The organism is Algoriphagus antarcticus (assembly GCF_002150685.1).
GTDB lineage: Bacteria > Bacteroidota > Bacteroidia > Cytophagales > Cyclobacteriaceae > Algoriphagus > Algoriphagus antarcticus.
Genome location: NZ_MSSW01000001.1, coordinates 110457 through 129234, shown reverse-complemented (window position 1 = coordinate 129234; position 18778 = coordinate 110457). Strand labels below are relative to the sequence as shown.

The following is an 18778-nucleotide window of genomic DNA, read 5'->3' as shown; positions in this document are numbered from 1 at the left end:
CTACACTTCTAGATTAAGGGTTAAATGTCCTCCCAGTCCTTCGCGGATTATTCTCATCAGAGTAGAAAGCCTGATGTCGCTTGCATCGTTTTCAATTCTCGAAATATAATTTTTAGTAGTCCCGGCTCTAAGAGCCAGTTCTTCTTGAGTCAGATTTTTACGCTTTCGAGCTTCTTGTATCAATACCCCAATTTTGAATGACTCAAATGACTGTTCATACTTTTCTCTGGATTCTGTACCATTTACACCATACTTATCATTGATATGGTCGTTCCAAGAAGTCAGTTTAGTTTTTTCGTTCTTCATAATATTTATATTTCAATCGTTCAGCTTTTTCAATTTCACCTTTTGAAGTTTTCTGCGATTTTTTTTGAAATCCGTTTAACAGGATTACTATTTTCCATTGTCGAAAAAGCAAAAGATCCTGTAAATGTCACTTCCTACTTTGACTCTAATTTCGAAAAGTCCTTCAGTCCCTTCTAAATGTTTAAAGAACTTTTCTGGAATTATTGGGAGTGTCCGAACAAGGTCAATTACCCAATCTATTTTAGCCTGAACTTTCTTGGATTGCTTGTTATAAAAGTCCCAGAATTCATTTTCGAATACGTAAATATTCCTGAGATACTTTTCATCCATTATTAAAGTTACCTATTCAGGTAACGTTTTACAAGCGCAAAAGGTTAAAATTTATTTACTATAAAATACATATTCGTATCCCTCGAATCTGAAAATAATGCACAGCCATACTATGTGATCTTAGATCATAACGGAAATCTCCTCGCTCAGCCCAAAGGTTACGACACCGATATTCAGGCTTTCATTTAGTTCTTGGATGGGGCGAAGCGGGAGTTTTAGACGAGAAATTAATTCTTCTTAAAGATATAAGTCAACATTCTAGGATTGACGATCAGTAATGCTTCACTCTCATTTGCTCTCCAATACGCGTTCGTTTGTAAAATTCGATGGCAAATGAAATGAAGAGTAATTCTAATCATCTTTATCTAGACAGTAGTGACTTTTATTGATCTTAAACTGATCAATTCTCTTATCGGAATGATTCAAATAGACGATTGAATCTCCCGATAATTTTATTAGGAGGTCTCCAATTTGAGCAGCATCATATAAACCTATATTATTCAGTGACAACACGTTATCATTTTTGGTCTTTCCTTCGAATTCGATAGTAAGAGTTCCCAAATTATGATTAGGCTTATCCATATATTTTCCTACTATTTCCCCTTGGAACTCTGAGAGAAGGTACTCCTGATATGTTTGGCAAGGATTTGATCGAATGTCATATAAAAAAGTTAATGCGATTCCAATAGAACACACTATTGCTATGATCTGAATTGAAGCAATTCTTTTAAAGAATCGCTTTCTTTTTGGATCAATCTCTTTATTGATAGAATCGAAAAAGTCAAGATTTGTAATAATGAAACCTTTAAAGTCAGTGTAATTATTTTTTTCCTCAGCTATAATTTGCTGTATATACAAAAATGTAAAAATTCCTACTCCAGCAGTAATTAGAAGAAATAGGAATTTAAATACGCCAAAGAGACTTTCCATATACTAGTCTTTGTTGTGATGAAAGGTTATAGATAAGGAGTTTTAAAACTTTCATAATAGTAGCACATTGTGGTCTAACTCCATCTCATAAAAGCTTTCTATTTCTAGTCTAGCTCACCTTCATCTATTGTTTTAAGTACGTGTCCGATCGTAGCTAATACATCCTCATTTTCAACTTCTTCTAATACAGTATTGAGATACTCGGCTTTTATTTCTATGTGTCCTCTGCGAAACCGTCCTTGACCGCCGCGGATAGAAGACTAGGTATAAAAAATTTAGGCTCAAATTTCCACGAGCCTAAATCCTTTATCTCAATCCTCCTTAAACCTATGAGTCAGCAATCTCGGGTTAACAATCAGCTGTACCCAGCCCCAGTTGTTTGTGTTTTCTGCCGTCGTTCCGCCTTTCACTGCACTCATGCTTTCGGTAGCAAACATCTGAGAATACCCAGCGGCTAGGTTCACATATTTTCCAAGTGATTTTCCATAGACTAAATCTAGTTCTGTGCCCAGGTTTTGTCCTAGACCATTAGACATTTCTGCATTTGCCAAGAAAAAATGTGTACTTAATCCAAGCGTGGATTTTTCTCCGGTTGCTACTGAAATCTTCCCATAGACATCGTTCAAGCCTACATTGTTAGCATAATTTCCTACATAGAAATAATCCATTAATCCGTTGAATTTATGATTTGTACCATAAAGCGGGAAGAAAGATTTGTTCTTTTCCTCTCCGACTTGATCCGTTCCGCTCAAAGACTCAAAGCCAGCGATCAGGGTCACTATTCCAGTCTTATATTTTGCTTCCACCATGTACTGGAAAGCACTAAGATCTGTGGAGGCATTTGCCATTCCAGATTGCAAATAGGCCGAACCGGTAATAGTCAAGGCTGAAAGTGGAAAGGTGAAGTATGCGCCGGTAGTTTGACGGTAATATAAGCCGTCAGTTTGTGGTACTGGAGTATTGGTGTATTTCTGAAAGCCATTGTTCATGAACAAAAAGCTGAAGGAGCCTTTGTCCCAAGCCTTCGTCAAATGTGCCATTTGCATGGTTTTGTAAGAAAATCCACCCGTAATCGTATTGTCAGTGCCCAGAAAATTTTGGTTCTCCTGATTGTATGCAAAAGCCAAGTCCAACTTGAAGTTATCCTTGGAATATTGAATCATCGCGGCATCATGAAATCTGCCTTGCATGGTCCAGTCTACTTCTCCCAAAATCCGCTGATCGTCGTAGGAAATGGTCTGGCGTCCCAGTTTTAGAGCCCAGTTCTCAGTGAAAGCAAATCTTACCCAAGCCTGAAAGAGTGAAAATGAATTGTTATTATCTGCTATGGAAAGCGTTTGTTCATCGCCCCAAGTGCTCACGTCCTGCATGCTGAAGTATAGGCTTAGTTTGTCGTCTTTGAAGCCCATATTAAGTCTGGATCTCTGGGTGACGAAAGCGCCTGCTTTGGCATCCTCAGGAAAAAGGCCTCCAAATCCGTGTCTATATTCAAATCGCGGACGGATATCTGCATCTAGCGTAAATTCCTGAGCATCAGCAATTATCATTGTGACGATTGAGATAAAAATGAATAGTAGAGACTTTTTCATAGCTAAGAAAAGTTAACTGTTTTAATGACCAAATTTATAGGTAAAAGACATTGGATCAGGCACTTTAATGATGATATAAATCAGGTTTAATGCTAATTTTTGAGTCTTTATTATAGTGCTACAGCACGTGTTTTTCTGATGAATTTACTTCTTGGAGCTTCGCAAAGTGAACAGCAATAATCATCCGGCAACTCTTCAAAAGGAGTATTTGCCAGGATATCCTGAACCTGATCACCATAGGTTGGATCATACACCGTGAGGCAATCGGGGCATTGGAATACTTCAGTCAACACGGTTTCTTTTAGGACCATCTGTTTTTTGGATGCTTCAGGTTTCTTCCCCATTTGCTCGAAGTACATCTTACTTAACTCTATCAAGAGTCCTGGCAATTCAGCTTTGTCCACCTCCTGCACATACACGATGTATTGTTGTGAATTCGGGTCAAAGTTTTTCGCGTAAAGCAGATTGTACGTATTCCGAATTTTGATGCCTTCCAAACCTGCCGGAGGCTGATTTTTCTCCACTATAATAGAGGTGAAATAGTATGCTTTTCTGGTGTAATCAGTGATTCCAAAAGTCAGCCCATACGTACTGATGTCTCGTTTGTCGAAGTTGTCAACAAGATATTCCTTTAGCTTGAGCGCAGATTTGTTGTTGACAGGAAGGTGCCAATTCAGCTCCAGCATGGAATGACGGACATTGATTCCGTACCGACCCAGTAGTCTTTCCCACTCAATTTTTGTGTTTTCCGGGATTCCCTTGATGATGATGGATTTCCAGGGAGTGATAGAGATTTTACCGATTTTGCTATCTGCACAGAGATCACAAAGTACTTTCAGAAACTCGGTATAGTACTTATTATTTCTCCAATAAAGTCCCAACCAATAGCGATCATCGCCTACGCGATTGATTCCCTCATAGTAGGGGAAAGGGTAAAAAGGTACTTCCAATGGATTGTCCACTGTACGGTTATTAGAGTCAACTGCGTCATTCACCAGCTCAAAAAGGAATTCCACAGTCTCAGGCTCTTCCTGAAGGATGTCCTCGATGGCAGAAGCAACTTTTGCCATGTCCCAACTATAAATAAGAGCTGGATACATCGTAGTATCTTCCCACTGAGGCAAGCGTACGTAGAGATACCAGTAATCTTCGTGTTGAGAGGCAATGAAATTCAGATGCCCGGTGAAAAGGGGAACCAAGCGTTGCTTCGGATCGGTAATGTTGATTTTCAGATTTGGCGAAACTCTAAACTGCTCCAGAATATATAAATACCGATCCCCAGTGAGCCAAGGTGTATTCGGGAAAATATCTGAAGAAACGTAAGAGGAGACGATATTTTCTGCTCCCAGTTCTTCTGGAGATACCAACTGGAACTTGTCCTGAGCGTCGATTTCCAAAGCACCGTCGTCCTTGATGAAAAGAATATCCTGGCGGGATCCCAGGGAGATAGTATCCAAACCGGCACTTTCTGCCAGTTCCAAAATCTGCTTCAATTCAGCTGGCGAAAGCACTCCGCCTTTCACGACTACTCTGGAATAGGTCTGTTTCATGTGTTATAATTGATTTTTATTGGCCACACCTGCCTGCCGGCAGAATCTCGCCTGTAGGATAATCATCCCTGCCATTGACATTTGTGTCATTCTTGATTTCATCTGTTTACTTTTGATTTTTCAATGGTCAGATAGCCTGTCACGAATTTGATTCGGGAGAAACTCGCTTAATAGACAATCATCCCTATGTAGGACCGTTAGAGTAATGCTCGATTTCATGCCAGTACTTTTGATTCGTGAAGTATTTCTCTAACCTCTGTTTTACAACTTCCGCAGCCTAGTCCAGCGCCTGTTTGCTGGCAGAGTGCAGTGAAATCTGAGCATCCATCCGCTATTGCTTCTTTGATATTTCCCTCGCCCACACGACTACAGCTACATACTAATTTGCCAATAACTGGGCGAGTATCCGAAGAGCCCATAAGCAGGGATTTTCGCTTTTCAGAAAGTTCAATTTTGTTTTCGATCAGGGATTTGAACTCAGCAAATTCATTTTTATCCCCCATCAAAACTGCTCCGATAAGCAAATCATCTTTGACGATGCATTTTTTGTAATAGCGGCGGCTCATGTCTGTGAAAATAATTTCCTCGTAGGAATCGTCATTTTCCGGGATCAGGATATCGCCAATACTGCAAAGCTCCAGATCCTTGAATTTCAGAATATTCATCAACACTGATCCGCTGTAAATACTACTCACATCGCCAGCGATATAGTTTGCCAAAATAATGGCTTGCTCCTCAGCTGCTGAGGTGATGCCGAAGAGTTGATTTTGGAATTCCGCGATCTCGCCGATGGCAAAAATGTTAGGATAATTAGTCTGTAAATGCTGATTTACCTTGATTCCACGTCCGCAAAAAATTCCATTATCTCGCGCGATTTTAATGTTTGGCTGTGTGCCAATCGCATAAACTACCGCGTTGGCATAAATAATTTTTCCGCTCTTTAGCGTGATGCAAAGTGATTTGTGTTCTTCATCATCGAAAACAGTACTGACCTCATTATCGAAATAAACATGTATTCCTCGCTCTTGCACATCGAGAGAAAGTAGCTTGCTGGAAACGTCATCCAGTTGCCGTTCCATCAATCGGGAAGCTCGCTGTACGATAGTGACTTTCACTCGATTGTGCTGCAAAGCCGCGGCAAGTTCAAGACCAAGCAAGCCTCCACCTATGATCACCACATGCTGATTTTCAGCAGGTAAGTTGGTAGAATCCAGGTAGTCTTTAAATCGATCCGCATCGATTTTACTTCGCATAGTGAAGCGTCCAGGAAGATCCAATTGTGCATCTTTTGGGATAAAAGCCCGGCTACCAGTGGCCAAAATCAACTTATCGAAAGGATATTCCTGTCCATTGTTATCAATCACAACCTGCTTTTCAGGATCAATTTTTTCTATGGAAAGCCCTGTATGAAGCGATATTTTTAATTTTTTAAGCTCATGTTCTTTGATCTTCTGCAGCTGCTCCCAAGTCAGCTCCTCAGTTACATACTCAGGCAAAAGTACCCGATTGTAAAATGGATGTGGCTCATAGGAAAACACATGGATTTGATCTGATTCGTTGTGCTCACGGTAGTTTTGAATAAAGCGGAAAGCTGCAGCTCCAGCACCCACGACCACGATTTTCTCTGTTTCTTTCTTGTATTTGGAAACTGAAACAGTGGTGTATTTGAAATCCGGTTCCTTGGATTGCGGATCGACTACGGTCTTTGTCAGGTTATTCGCACGATTGAGGTCACTTTGTAATTGCTTGCCCCAGTGCATAGGTAGAAATACCACTCCTTCACGTATGTCTTTGGAGAGTTTGGCTTTCACTCGGACCACGCCATTTTTACTTTTTACTTCCACCACATCCCCATCTTTTACCTTGTCCAGATACGCATCGATCGGGTTGATTTCCAATAGAGGACTAGGGTAGTGGGTGCGTAGACGAGAGACTTTCCCCGTCTTTGTCATGGTATGCCACTGATCTCTCACGCGTCCTGTAGTGAGTATCAGCGGATATTCCTTGCTCGTTTTCTCGGAAGTATTGGTGATCTGAGCGGGAATATTGAACACCGCTTTTTGAGTCGGTGTGTAGAATTTATTATCTGCAAAAAGTCGTGGAGTTCCTGTATGTCTGTACTCTGGAACTGGCCACTGGAAGGTTCCTTCATTCTTCAAACGATCGTAATTCAGGTAGGATATATCGATGTTCGTCCCCTTCGTCATGGCACAATATTCCTCGTAGATTTCTTCGGTATTGTTATAATTGAAGCCTCTGAAGCCCATTCTTCGAGCAAAATCGCACAAAATCTCCACATCGGGCCTAGCCTCGCCAGGAGGATTGATTCCTTTGTTCAGGTAAGAAATGCGACGTTCAGAATTCGTCATCGTTCCTTCCTTCTCCAGCCAACCAGCTGCAGGAAGAACAAGATCTGCGTATTCCAACGTGTCTGCTTTGTGTGAAATGTCCTGAACGATCACGAATTTGGCATTTTTCATTGCCTTTTCGATTTTGTTGGAATTCGGCAAACTCACCATAGGATTGGTGCAAATGATCCAAACCGCCTTCATTTCCCCACTTTCCAAGGCATCAAACATCTCAGTAGCTGAGTAGCCAGGTTCTGGAGAAATCTCATTTACTCCCCAGAAATTAGCTACTTCCTGCCGATGAACTGGATTATTCAGGTCTTTGTGAACCGCTAAAAGATTCGCCATGCCACCAACTTCCCGTCCACCCATTGCATTTGGCTGGCCGGTAAGTGAGAAAGGACCATTTCCAGGTTTTCCGATTCTCCCGGTTACCAGAGAAAGATTCAGCAGGGAAAAGTTCTTATCCGTACCGATTGCGCTTTGGTTCAAACCCATCGCCCACATGCTGATGAATCCTTTAGATTCCCCGATGATTTCGGCTACTTTCTTAATGTCATCCAATGAAATTCCACAAAGACTAGCCGCTTCTTTTAGCGAAGTAGCCATCACTTGCTTGCGGTACTTCTGATAGTTTTCGGTATGCTTTTCTATGAATTCTTTGTCCGCCAGCCCGATATCAATGATCCTTTTGCCAATGGCATTGTATAAAATAATATCGGTACCAGGAATGATTTGCAGGTGAATGTCTGCGAAAGTAGCTGAATCCGTTTTGCGCGGATCGACTACGATTATCTTCACATTCGGATTTTTCTCCTTGTGGTTTTCAAGTCTGCGAAAGAGTATCGGGTGACACCAGGCCGGATTTGCGCCAGCGATCAAAAAAGCATCTGCCAGCTCTATATCTTCGTAGGAGATGGGAACAGAATCTTCTCCAAAGGTTTTTTTGTAAGCCACCACAGCCGAACTCATGCACAAGCGACTGTTCGTATCGATATTATTTGTGCCCAAAAAGCCTTTTGTAAGCTTATTTGCGATGTAATATTCTTCCGTGAGGCATTGTCCTGAGATGTAAAAGCCTACACTATTCGGCCCATATTTCTGGATCAAAGACTTGAAAACTCCCGCAGCTCTGTCCAACGCATCTTCCCAACTGACCCGCTCCCGGGGATGAGATCTACTCCAGCGCATTTCCGGGTAGAGTATTCTATCGGAAGTGTCATTTACTACGTAGTGGAGGTTCATGCCCTTGGAGCAGAGCATTCCTTGGTTCACAGGGTGATCTTGATCGCCTTCGACTTGTACTTTGTTTTGAGCGTCCACCTCAGCGACTATTCCGCAGCCGACGCCGCAGTAGGAACAGGTGGTTTTGACTTTTTTATCTGGGATCACTACTCAGTAATTACGATTGGAAATAGTTTTATATGTATGTACGCTTTTCTGCCAGTAAGCGAATTCTCTTTGGTCAACGGGTTGGAAGACCGATGACCGAAGATCGGAGTAAACCAGAATTCAATGTGCCTATGGATTTTCGATCCTATAAATTTTCTACTGGCAAGATTCCGTATAATCACATAGTTTTAATATGAATATTCGTAATGATGCCAGTGCCTTATTTTCATTGCTATAGTGGCTGGAAGACCGATGAACGAAGAAGTCATGATCTTGCCTGAATTTAGTTTACACTTTAATCTTTTACTGGTATAATTGCTGATAGACATATAGGCTAATAACAAAATAGCTCATCTACAGCACAAATGGTGAATTGCAGAAGAGCTATTTTGGGACTAATGCTCCAAGTTAATTATCTATTCGCACTAATTCAGGCTGTAGCTTGCTTAACTCTACCTCTGCTACTTTCTCATCTTCGGTACTGAATCGTATCGCTAGCGCAACCATTCCAGACATGACTATTAATCCTCCAATCACCAGATAGCCAGCCGATACTGCAGATGCCGCGGCCGCTGATTGAGCTGCCGCGGCTGCTTCGGTTCCCAGTGCCTCGCTTGCGATCAGCGCCGTTTTTTCGGCTACAGCTGATTTGGAACTTAAGAAAAGCGCAGCCAAGAAAGCTCCGAAATTTCCCCCTGCACCAACTATCCCTGAAATAGATCCGATTGCTTTTCTATTAACAAATGGAACAACTGAGAATGTCGCCCCCTCAGCCATTTGTACTGTCAAGCTAAATGCTACAAGTAATCCGAAGCCAAGCATCAAACTCGTAGCGAGTGAGAACAGACTTAGCATCAATCCTTCAGCAATTAAGATCGCAGCCAAAAACCAAACACGGCCTCTTAGTCCTCTTGATTTCCCGAATTTGTCACCAAAGTATCCACCAAGCGTTCGGGCGAAAATATTCATCAGTGCAAAGGAAAGCACGATATTTCCAGCTGTGATTCGTTCAAGTTGGAAAGTATTTTGAAGGTAATCATCCATGGTGCCATAGACCGTCAATTCGATTCCAAAACATGCTGCGTACACTATGAATAGCAACCAGACACGGTAGTCTTTCACCGCTTCCATAAAGCCAACTTTGTCCTTCTTAGTGGAAGGGGCTTTTATTCCTCTAGCTTCTAGTTCTTTAAAGTTGCCTTCTGGAGTGTCTTTTGTAAAGAAATAATACACCAAACCCATGCTAAAGCAGGCAATACCCGCGATGATCATAGAATATCTCCAGGCATCAGCCTCAGCTACCCCTACTCCTATGACTATCGCAGCAATGATCGGCATCCCCAATCTATTTGCTCCGCCACCTAGATTTCCCCAGCCTGCTGAAGTTGCATTGGCCGTTCCGACTACGTTGGAAGCAAACATCAGCGAAGTGTGTACCTGCGTGATGACAAATGATGCTCCGATAAACCCTGTCAACAATCGGCAAATGTAAAACTGCATTGGCGTCTGTACCAATCCGCTAAGAATTACCGGAATGGATCCCAAAATCAAAAGCCAAGTATAGCAAAGTCTAGGTCCATACTTATCACATAGTTTGCCGATAAGTAATCTGGCGAAAACTGTTCCTGCTACTGCAAGAACTGTTGCATTCCACTTTTGTGCAGGAGTAAGTCCAAGATCCTTGACTACATCTGGCATGAACGGAACAATGCCGAACCATGCGAAAAAGCAGATGAAAAATGCAATTGAAGTGATCCAGAACGTGCGAATCGGGATGGTTTTAAAATCTAAAAGATTTAAACGTGTAGCTTTGTGTGTAAGTAGTGGTTCCATAATACTTATTTTTATCTTCGCTAAAAGTAAGTATAAATACGTAATTAAAATACCGAATACGTAATTTTTCAAGTAAAAAATAAAAAATCCACTTAGAATCGATCTAATTGGATTTTTGACTACTTATTAAGACTTAGTGTTTTTCTTAGATCAAGTTTAAGTCTCGGGATTTTGTGGTCAGCTCCACCAGATTCTTGACGTTCATCTTTTTCATCAAATTAAACCGATGTACTTCCGCTGTTCTCTTACTGATTTCCAGTGCATCAGCGATTTCATTATTTCCTTTTCCTTCTAGAATGAGTTCGAGAATCTGTTTTTCTCTGTTGGTCAGATTTGCCAACTCTTCAGAAATCGTATCCGATTTGGAAGATGCTTTAGCCTTTCCGTTGACAAAATTATTGATGATATAAGCGGAGATGTCTCCTGCGAAAAATTTTCCGCCGCTGGAAATCGTATGTAGAGCCTTTATGAACTCACTTTTAGAAGATCCTTTAAGCAAATACCCATCAGCTCCAGCCTGTATCGCCTCCACTACATACTCTTCCGAATCATGCATGGAAAGGACAAGTTTCTTGATATGTGGAAATGATTTGGTCATCTCTTTCACTACTTCCAGTCCATTCATTTTGGGCATACGAATATCCACAATCAGCAAATCTGGATTTTGAAGACCTATTACTTCTAGCGCTTCCACACCATCAGAGGCTTCATCGACTACTTGAAACTCTTTTTCACTTTCGAGTAAGGACTTGATTCCGTCACGTACCAGTTCGTGGTCATCAGCTAAAACTATCTTGATTGGGTTCATGTGCGCTTAAGTAAATACGTAGTAAAGTACAGAATTTACGTATAAAAATCTAGGAAATCTACGTCAAAGGAATGTTGAGCGTGACTTTAGTGCCTTCATTAGGCGAGGAATTGATGAACAATCTTCCATTGATGTATTTCACTCGCTCTCGCATAAAGGTGAGTCCCATTCCGCCTTCCTCGTCTGGCTTAGCTTTCAGTTTTGATTTGTCAAAGCCTTTGCCATTATCGTCTACTATGATGCTCAGTATATTCTGACTATGTGAGACGGTGACGATGATATGCGAGGATTCTGCATATTTGATCGCGTTGTTGATTGCTTCTTGCGTGATCCTGTAGAGGTTGATTTCTACCAAAGAATCCAGTCGCTGGGAGAACTCAGATTTATTGAAAAGAACAATGTCTTTCCCTGTAAGTTTGGAAAGCTCCTGTGTCAGTTCTGTCAGAGCAGGCACAATACCATAATCCTTTAATTCTGGAGGAGTAAGATTAAAAGTAGCTGTTCGCACGCCTTTGATGATATTCGAAGTGAGTTCTTTGAGTTTGATGATTTTTACTTCGGCTTTCTCAGGGTCAGTAGTATCTACACTTTCCAGCAGGTACTTAAGTCCAGTGAGCATCTGTCCGATGCCATCGTGAATATCCTTAGCTATGCGGTTTTGCTCATTCTCTTGGTTCTCGATGATTTGTCTTGAAATCACCTTTTGTTGATGCATTTTCTCCTCAAAACTCTCCTTCGTCAGCTGCTCCACTTGATGCATGAACTCCTTCCGCTTTGTGATGTCCAGGCAAATCAATATCAATTCGGACTTGTCCTCAGACGAATGATATGGAATCATGGACACATCCAGCCATATATGTTCACCTGTCTGAGAAGTGGTCTTAAACTCACCTTCCCAGCCGGCTTTTTTGTTTTCAGTAATAATGCGATCTATCGTGAGCTGCTCATTTTCCAGAGGTGAAAGCAGGTCGGAGATCTTAGCATTGATGTTGAATTTTTGAGCTTTATAAAGTCTGCTGAAGCGCTCTCCAATATGAGTGATGTATCCTTCGGGTGTGATCCTGGCGAAAAGCAGAATCTGATCCATCGCTTTACTGAGTGCCTGTAATTCCCGGACTGACTTTTCTTTTGACTGACTGAGAATATCTGCATTCTTGGCCATTTGGATCGCCTTTTTCTCAGCATCCATCAGTTCCTGAATGCTTGCTTTCATAGCTTTTGCCGAAGGCCAAAAGATGATCAAAAACTCACCGACTAAGACCAATAAGGTGAAAAGCGTAATGAGCAATTCCAATCGCTGCAAGCTTGAGACCTTCTCCTTGGCTTCGTGATCATATTGATTCACTATCTCGTCCATTTTGATCAAAAAGCTATTTGCATTGCTTTCTATAATCCTTAATTGGGAAGCGATGGCCGTGGAATCTTCAGAATTACTGGATTTGAGAAAAAGGAAATTCCTTGCAGCATCAGCCACTTCCTCGAATTCCGGATTGATCTGCTCAAACATTTTCGTGACTTCAGGGCTATTTTCCACATGGAAACCCTGTGATTCATCTCCCAACTGTAATGTCTGGTGTGCCGTTTCCCAACGATTCAGCGTGTTTTGAATAGTATCTGAAAGTGCTTGGGTAGCTTCCGGAGATTGAGTGTGAGAAAGTAAGAGAACTTCCTTGTTCAGCTTTTGACTCAGCATACGCTGCCGACCAGCCACATTTACTAAGCGGCTGTCGTTTTCCTGATCTTTCAGGTATTTTCTGATGAGAATCTGACTTGCGATCAAGGAGATGGCAATTGCCCCCAGAGCAATAATATAAAGGCGGCGGAGACGATTGAAAGTATCTTGATCCAGCGATCGCGGTGTACCGGTCATTTGATTAGGTGATAGCTTCTTTGACTAATTGAAGACTTGACGGTGAAAGAGGAAGTTTTAATGCGGCCCTATGTCCTTTTTCAGACATTTTTGCCCAAGTTTTTTGAAGGATATCAATGATTTTGGCAGACTCATGCTTGGCAGCAAATTCTTCGAAATAATATTCCATGAAAACCAGACAAATGACATCTTCCATGGTTTGTGTATCAGGATCTGTTTTCAGTTGCTTCTTTCTGATCAGAAATTTTGTCTTGTCAATGGTCTCTTCATCGTAGCCTGCCTCTAGGAGAATTTCCGCAGCCATGTCGGCATGCATCTTTTTTAATTCTTCTCTCCACTTGAGGTATCCCACTCTGTCCATTGGATAATCTGATCTTGGGATCTTCCATCTTCCGATATGCTGAGCCCTGACGGCGAGTTGCATAGCTTCGGAAGATTCAGGATCAAACTGATCAAGTTTTTCGGTCATCCTGATGGAATACAACAGTTCTTTTGCAATCTCTTTTCCCGCTACTTCTTCTTTGATGGGATCTTCCGCATTGACCTGATCGATCAATGAGAGTGCTTTCTGGAATTTGTTCATGTGTAAAAGTGTATTAATCTGCGAATCCAATATATACATTTCCCTCCTGAATCCTGACCGGATAGGTCGCAATACTATATTCCTCTCCGTTCAAATTGCTACCGTCTTCCAGCGAAAAGGTCTTCTTGTGAAGCGGACAGGCCACTTTTGGGATACCCTGAGAATCGCCCGTCATGCCACGGGATAGCACCATTTCCATCTTATGTGGGCAAAGGTTCTGACAGGCATACCAGGAATTGGTTCTGGTAAAATAGTAAACTGCAATTTGCTTGGCATTGTATTTCACACAAGCTCCAGCGTTCTCCGGAAAGTCACCTGTCTGACCTACTTTGATCCAATTGATAGCGTTTTGATCTGCTACGGTTTGATAGTTTTTTAATAATTCTTCCATGATCTTATTCGTATTGGATTACCAAGGTCTAGGCATTTTTTGATCTCTCATCGGCACAAAAACCAAGCTGTCGTCAGTCTCATCAGAATTGACAAATGGCTTAAATCTCTTCATCATCTGAGGATCTTCGATGGCTTCTTTCCACTCACATGCGTAGTGGCTTACCAGCTCTTGCATCTCAGCTTCCAGCTCTTCACCTATTCCGAGACTGTCTTCCACCACTACTTTTTTCAGGTAGTCAATTCCACCTTCTAGTTTTTCCAGCCATGGCGCTGTGCGTTGCAAAGGAGCTGCAGTTCTGATGTAATACACCAAGAATCTATCGAGGTACTTGATGCAGGTTTCATCGTCGAGTTTTTCTGCCAAAAGAATCGCATGCTTCGGAGTAGCTCCTCCATTTCCGCATACAAAGAGGTTCCAGCCGCCTTCCACAGCGATGACTCCAAAGTCCTTTCCTCTGGCTTCGGCACATTCGCGGATACAGCCAGATACTCCGCCTTTTAGTTTGTGAGGAGAGCGAAGTCCTTTGTAACGGTCTTCGATTCTGATGGCAAAACTCACGCTATCGTGCAAGCCATACCGACACCAAGTCGATCCCACGCAGCTTTTTACAGTTCTAAGTGATTTGCCGTAGGCGTGACCACTTTCGAAGCCAGCGTCAATCAATTCTTTCCAGATCATTGGCAACTCATGAAGCTGAGCTCCGAAAAGATCTATCCGCTGACCACCGGTGATTTTGGTGTAGAGATCGTATTTCTTAGCGACTTGTCCCAATACCATCAATTTATCGGGTGTAATCTCTCCTCCAGGCACTCTTGGCACCACTGAGTAGGTACCGTTTCTCTGAATATTGGCAAGGAATCTATCGTTCGAATCCTGAATAGGAGCCTGACGGTTGGCAGTTTCCATGTAAATACTGGCGAAAATCGATGCCAACACAGGCTTGCACATCTCACAGCCATGGCCTTTGCCATGACGATCAAGTGCCTCGTCAAAATCCAAAATACTGTGGAGCTTCACCAAATCATACATTTCCTGACGGCTATACTCGAAGTGTTCACAAATCGTTTCCTTCAATTCCTGCCCCATGGACTTTAGCGTAGCAGTTACCAAATCGGTCACCATTGGCTTACATCCACCACAGGAGCTAGAAGCTTTTGTTTGCTTCACTACATCTGAAAAAGTGCAACAGGCGCCACTTGTGATGGAATCGCAGATCGTTCCTTTACTTACTGCCTCACAAGAGCAAATCTGAGCTGTATCAGGCAAATCCAGAACAGAGCCCAAGGCGCTTTTACTTTCGCCTCCCCTAGAACCCAGGATCAAATCTTCTGGATTCTCAGGAAGCTTCATCGCATTGATGTAAAGCTGAAAAAGTGTGTTGTAATCAGAGGAATCACCGACCATGATTCCGCCAAGCAACTTTGAGCCGTCCTTTGCAATGTTGATTCTTTTGTAAACACCACGCTGCTTGTTCTCATAAACAATCGCAGTGATCTCATCATTTTCGATGAAGGGATCACCAAAAGAAGCTACTTCTGTGCCCACCAATTTAAGTTGGGTGGACATATCGATGGATGGGCTCATGAGCTTTTCACCGCCGGTGATTTGCTCCACAGCTACGCCTGCCATCTCATATCCTGGAGCGACTAGTCCGTAGATGCCGTTATTATATAGGGCTACTTCTCCAATAGCGTAAATCGCTGGATCGGAAGTTTCCATTTTATTATTTACATAGACTCCGCCACGTTCGCCAGTTTTCAAGCCACACTTCAATGCCAATTCGTCTCTAGGGCGAATACCTGCGGAAATGATCAGCATGTCGGTTTGGAGAGAGGATTCGTCTGTAAAGTCGATTTTTTCGATACCGGCTGCTCCTATGATTTCTTTGGAGTTTTTGCCCAAATGAATTTTCATCCCAAGCTTCTCTATCTTGCTTTGAAGCATGTCACTCGCAGCTTTGTCCAGTTGACGTGGCATAAGTCGCGGGGCGAATTCTATTACGTCAGTCTGTAGTCCAAGTTCTTTGGCAGCATTTGCTGCTTCCAAACCAAGCAATCCGCCACCTAGAACGGAAGCATTGAATTTACCTTCATGCTTGATTTTTGTTGCGTAATCCTTAATAGCATCGAGATCTTCGATTGTTCTGTAAATAAATACACCCGGCTTGTCCACGCCTTTGATATTCGGTACAAAGCATGAAGAGCCTGTTGCTAAAACTAGGTAGTCATATTCGAAATAATCATGCTTATGCGTGAACACGCGCTTAGTCTCCGGCTCGATCGAGGTGATCATCTCTCCGGTGCGAAGCATTATATTATTCTCTGCGTACCAGTCGCGAGGAGCTAACAGCAGCTTATCTGCATCATCTATAGAGAAGTATTCACTTAAGTGGACACGGTCGTAAGCAGGTCGGGATTCTTCTCCGAAGACTACTATCTCAAACTGACCGCGAAGTGGATGGGCAGCTAGCTTTTCGCAAAACTTATACCCGACCATTCCATTTCCTATGACAATAACTTTTTCCATGTCTACGTATTTTAAAACTCAAATATAAGTATATATACGTAATTAAAAATAAATACACGTAGAATTATCTAGACGATACAAGTATTTTGTTCAGGTTACATTTTGAAATAATAGCCTTCAATTGATATTTGAAGCTACTTACACACCGCAAATGGATGAATTACTTATTTTGAGAAATATAAAAAAAATTTCTCAACTACGTAAAAAACAACTAGATAGAGATAGTTTAGTTGGTCTCTGAAATGGTGGGGAATGATAGTAGTATTTCGCTCTTTCAGAGCTTAAAAACAGGTCAATTTGATAATATACCCATCCCTAGCCTGCTGGGCTAAGGTATTTAAGGCTTTCAGCGCTTATAAAATAATAGTGAACTCGGCGAAAAACTTCGCGTTCCCCGCGGAAAAATAATCCGAGTTGACCTCTGCCACCTTTCATTTAGCAAAAATGAATATGCTGACTTTTTGCTCCCCATTCGAAATTCTCTGTTCTCCCTGTGGATAAAGACTATTGACTTTAATCAAAAAAAGCACCCCAAAATGAGGTGCTTTCACTTTTATTTTCAGTTGGAATTAACCTACTCTTTCGGTCTGAGAAAAGTAGAATGATCCTTCGATAGCTGCGTTTTCGTCTGAGTCAGAACCGTGTACAGCATTTGCTTCGATAGACTTAGCGAAAATCTTACGGATAGTTCCATCTGCTGCATCAGCAGGGTTGGTAGCACCGATCAATTTTCTGAAATCTTCTACTGCATTTTCTTTCTCCAAGATCGCTGCGATGATAGGGCCAGACGACATATAGGCACATAGATCAGCGTAAAAAGGTCTCCCTGAGTGAACTTCGTAGAATTTACCAGCGATTTCCTTGGTCAATTGAGTAGCTTTCATGGCTACGATTTTGAAGCCTGCTTCTTCGATCATTTTCAAAATTGCTCCTGAGTTTCCTTCTGCAAAAGCATCAGGTTTGATCATAGTGAATGTTCTGTTAGTTGCCATGTTATTCGTATTTCTTTGGTTTAGATCGGGCGCAAAAATAGACCTTTTCGCAGCATTCTTCACAAAAACTTTTGTATTTTTCCGCTACTCACTTCATTGTCAGCTTACTAGTAGAATTGGGAATTATCAAAAATTTCCTGACCTTTGCGAACTACAAGAGCCAAAAAGCAGCTAAATGTATAAAATGGAAGCTTTAGCCTCGTTTAAGAGAGAGGTAGCCTCACCCAAAAAAATATTCATCACCACTCACGTCAAACCCGATGCCGATGCATTGGGTTCTTCATTGGGAATGGCTAACTACCTGCTCAAAAAAGGACATGAGGTGACAGTGGTGACACCAACGGATTATCCTTCATTTCTCAATTGGATGAAAGGCAACGATTCTGTACTGGATTTCAGTAATCCTACGCATACAGAATTAGCCACCAGAAAGTTGAATGAAGCGGATGTGATATTTTGTTTGGATTTCTCTGTCTTAAAAAGGGTAAATGAATTAGGCGAAATGATCCGACAGTCGGACGCATATACCGTCAATATTGATCATCACCAAGATCCTGAAGATTTTGCTGATTTCCGGATATGGAGCACGGAAGCAGCTGCTACCTGTGAGTTGGTCTATGAACTGATCGTGCAGCTGGGCGACGAATCACTTCTGGATAAAGACATTGCTGAATGCCTTTATGCTGGTATCATGACAGATACAGGAGGCTTTAGACATCCCAACACGACCAAGAATGTCCATCTGGTGGTAGCGGAACTATTGGATCTGGGTGCTGACAGCTCCCAAATCTCCAATTGGATCTATGATTCCAATTCGGTTAATAGATTAAAATTTATCGGTTTTGCAATCAGTCGCCGTCTGGTAGTACACGAAGACCTCCATATGGCATATTTTGCGATCAGCAAAAAAGATCTTAAAAAATATCAAAGCCGTACTGGCGATACAGAAGGTTTGGTCAATTATGCATTATCTTTGGACGGGATAAAACTGGCAGCCTTATTTTCGGAACGCGAAGACGGTGTCAAAATTTCTTTCAGATCTTCCAGTGACGTAGCTGTCAATAAGTTTGCAGCGGAATATTTCGATGGAGGTGGACATAAAAATGCCTCCGGAGGTAAATCCACTTTGAGTCTTAAGGATACTGTAGAACGATTCGAATCTTTGGTAGAAGAGCATCAGGATGAATTATTCCGTGTTCTTCCTGTTACTGCAGATTGATAAACTTGATATCCCTTCCTATTACTTTGAAAAATCACTTATCCTTTATGAAATCGAGCATGACTCAAAAGTCTCACACTGGGATGATTATAATGTATGCGAGATTCC

At 41.9% G+C, this 18778-nt stretch carries 13 protein-coding genes and 1 pseudogene; 1 reads left to right on the top strand and 13 read right to left on the bottom strand.

The genetic code is table 11. The features are described from left to right. The 13 genes and pseudogenes from BVH04_RS00490 to BVH04_RS00430 form a co-directional block, all read right to left on the bottom strand. Positions 1–306 carry a helix-turn-helix domain-containing protein gene (locus tag BVH04_RS00490; RefSeq protein WP_086539376.1) on the bottom strand — a complete coding sequence of 102 codons (306 nt, stop codon included), beginning with the start codon at positions 304–306 and terminating at the stop codon, positions 1–3. Beyond that, positions 287–636, bottom strand: a pseudogene (locus tag BVH04_RS00485) (type II toxin-antitoxin system RelE/ParE family toxin). The gene BVH04_RS00490 and the pseudogene BVH04_RS00485 overlap by 20 nt, the downstream one beginning before the upstream one ends. Positions 637–987: 351 nt before the next feature. Further along, positions 988–1566, bottom strand: a complete 579-nt coding sequence (locus tag BVH04_RS00480) for a hypothetical protein (protein WP_086539375.1) — start codon at positions 1564–1566, stop codon at positions 988–990. Positions 1567–1877: 311 nt separating this feature from the next. Continuing rightward, a complete protein-coding gene (locus BVH04_RS00475) occupies positions 1878–3155 on the bottom strand; it encodes an alginate export family protein (RefSeq protein WP_086539374.1) in 1278 nt (425 codons plus the stop codon). Between the two features lie 110 nt (positions 3156–3265). Next, entirely contained in the window at positions 3266–4705 is a 1440-nt protein-coding gene (locus BVH04_RS00470; protein WP_086539373.1) for a rubredoxin, read from the bottom strand. Between the two features lie 215 nt (positions 4706–4920). Continuing rightward, positions 4921–8442 carry a molybdopterin-dependent oxidoreductase gene (locus BVH04_RS00465; protein WP_086539499.1) on the bottom strand — a complete coding sequence of 1174 codons (3522 nt, stop codon included), beginning with the start codon at positions 8440–8442 and terminating at the stop codon, positions 4921–4923. 411 nt (positions 8443–8853) lie between these two features. After that, entirely contained in the window at positions 8854–10278 is a 1425-nt protein-coding gene (locus BVH04_RS00460) for an MFS transporter (RefSeq protein WP_086539372.1), read from the bottom strand. 145 nt (positions 10279–10423) lie between these two features. After that, the gene (locus BVH04_RS00455; RefSeq protein WP_086539371.1) at positions 10424–11086 is read right to left on the bottom strand and encodes a response regulator; all 663 of its coding nucleotides are present in this window, start codon (positions 11084–11086) and stop codon (positions 10424–10426) included. Between the two features lie 58 nt (positions 11087–11144). Next, entirely contained in the window at positions 11145–12956 is a 1812-nt protein-coding gene (locus tag BVH04_RS00450) for a sensor histidine kinase (protein WP_086539370.1), read from the bottom strand. Positions 12957–12960: 4 nt separating this feature from the next. Continuing rightward, complete coding sequence (locus BVH04_RS00445; RefSeq protein WP_086539369.1) at positions 12961–13539, bottom strand: DUF4202 domain-containing protein; 579 nt, start codon at positions 13537–13539, stop codon at positions 12961–12963. A 13-nt stretch (positions 13540–13552) separates the two neighbouring features. After that, complete coding sequence (gene nirD / locus BVH04_RS00440) at positions 13553–13930, bottom strand: nitrite reductase small subunit NirD (protein ID WP_086539368.1); 378 nt, start codon at positions 13928–13930, stop codon at positions 13553–13555. A gap of 18 nt (positions 13931–13948) precedes the next feature. Then, positions 13949–16459 carry a nitrite reductase large subunit NirB gene (gene nirB / locus BVH04_RS00435; protein WP_086539367.1) on the bottom strand — a complete coding sequence of 837 codons (2511 nt, stop codon included), beginning with the start codon at positions 16457–16459 and terminating at the stop codon, positions 13949–13951. A 569-nt stretch (positions 16460–17028) separates the two neighbouring features. Continuing rightward, positions 17029–17451 (bottom strand): nucleoside-diphosphate kinase, encoded by a 423-nt coding sequence (locus BVH04_RS00430; protein ID WP_086539366.1) that lies wholly within the window; start codon positions 17449–17451, stop codon positions 17029–17031. A 184-nt stretch (positions 17452–17635) separates the two neighbouring features. Between BVH04_RS00430 and BVH04_RS00425 the strand changes: the two genes are divergently transcribed. Beyond that, the gene (locus BVH04_RS00425) at positions 17636–18670 is read left to right on the top strand and encodes a DHH family phosphoesterase (protein ID WP_086539498.1); all 1035 of its coding nucleotides are present in this window, start codon (positions 17636–17638) and stop codon (positions 18668–18670) included. Positions 18671–18778: the final 108 nt, after the last annotated feature.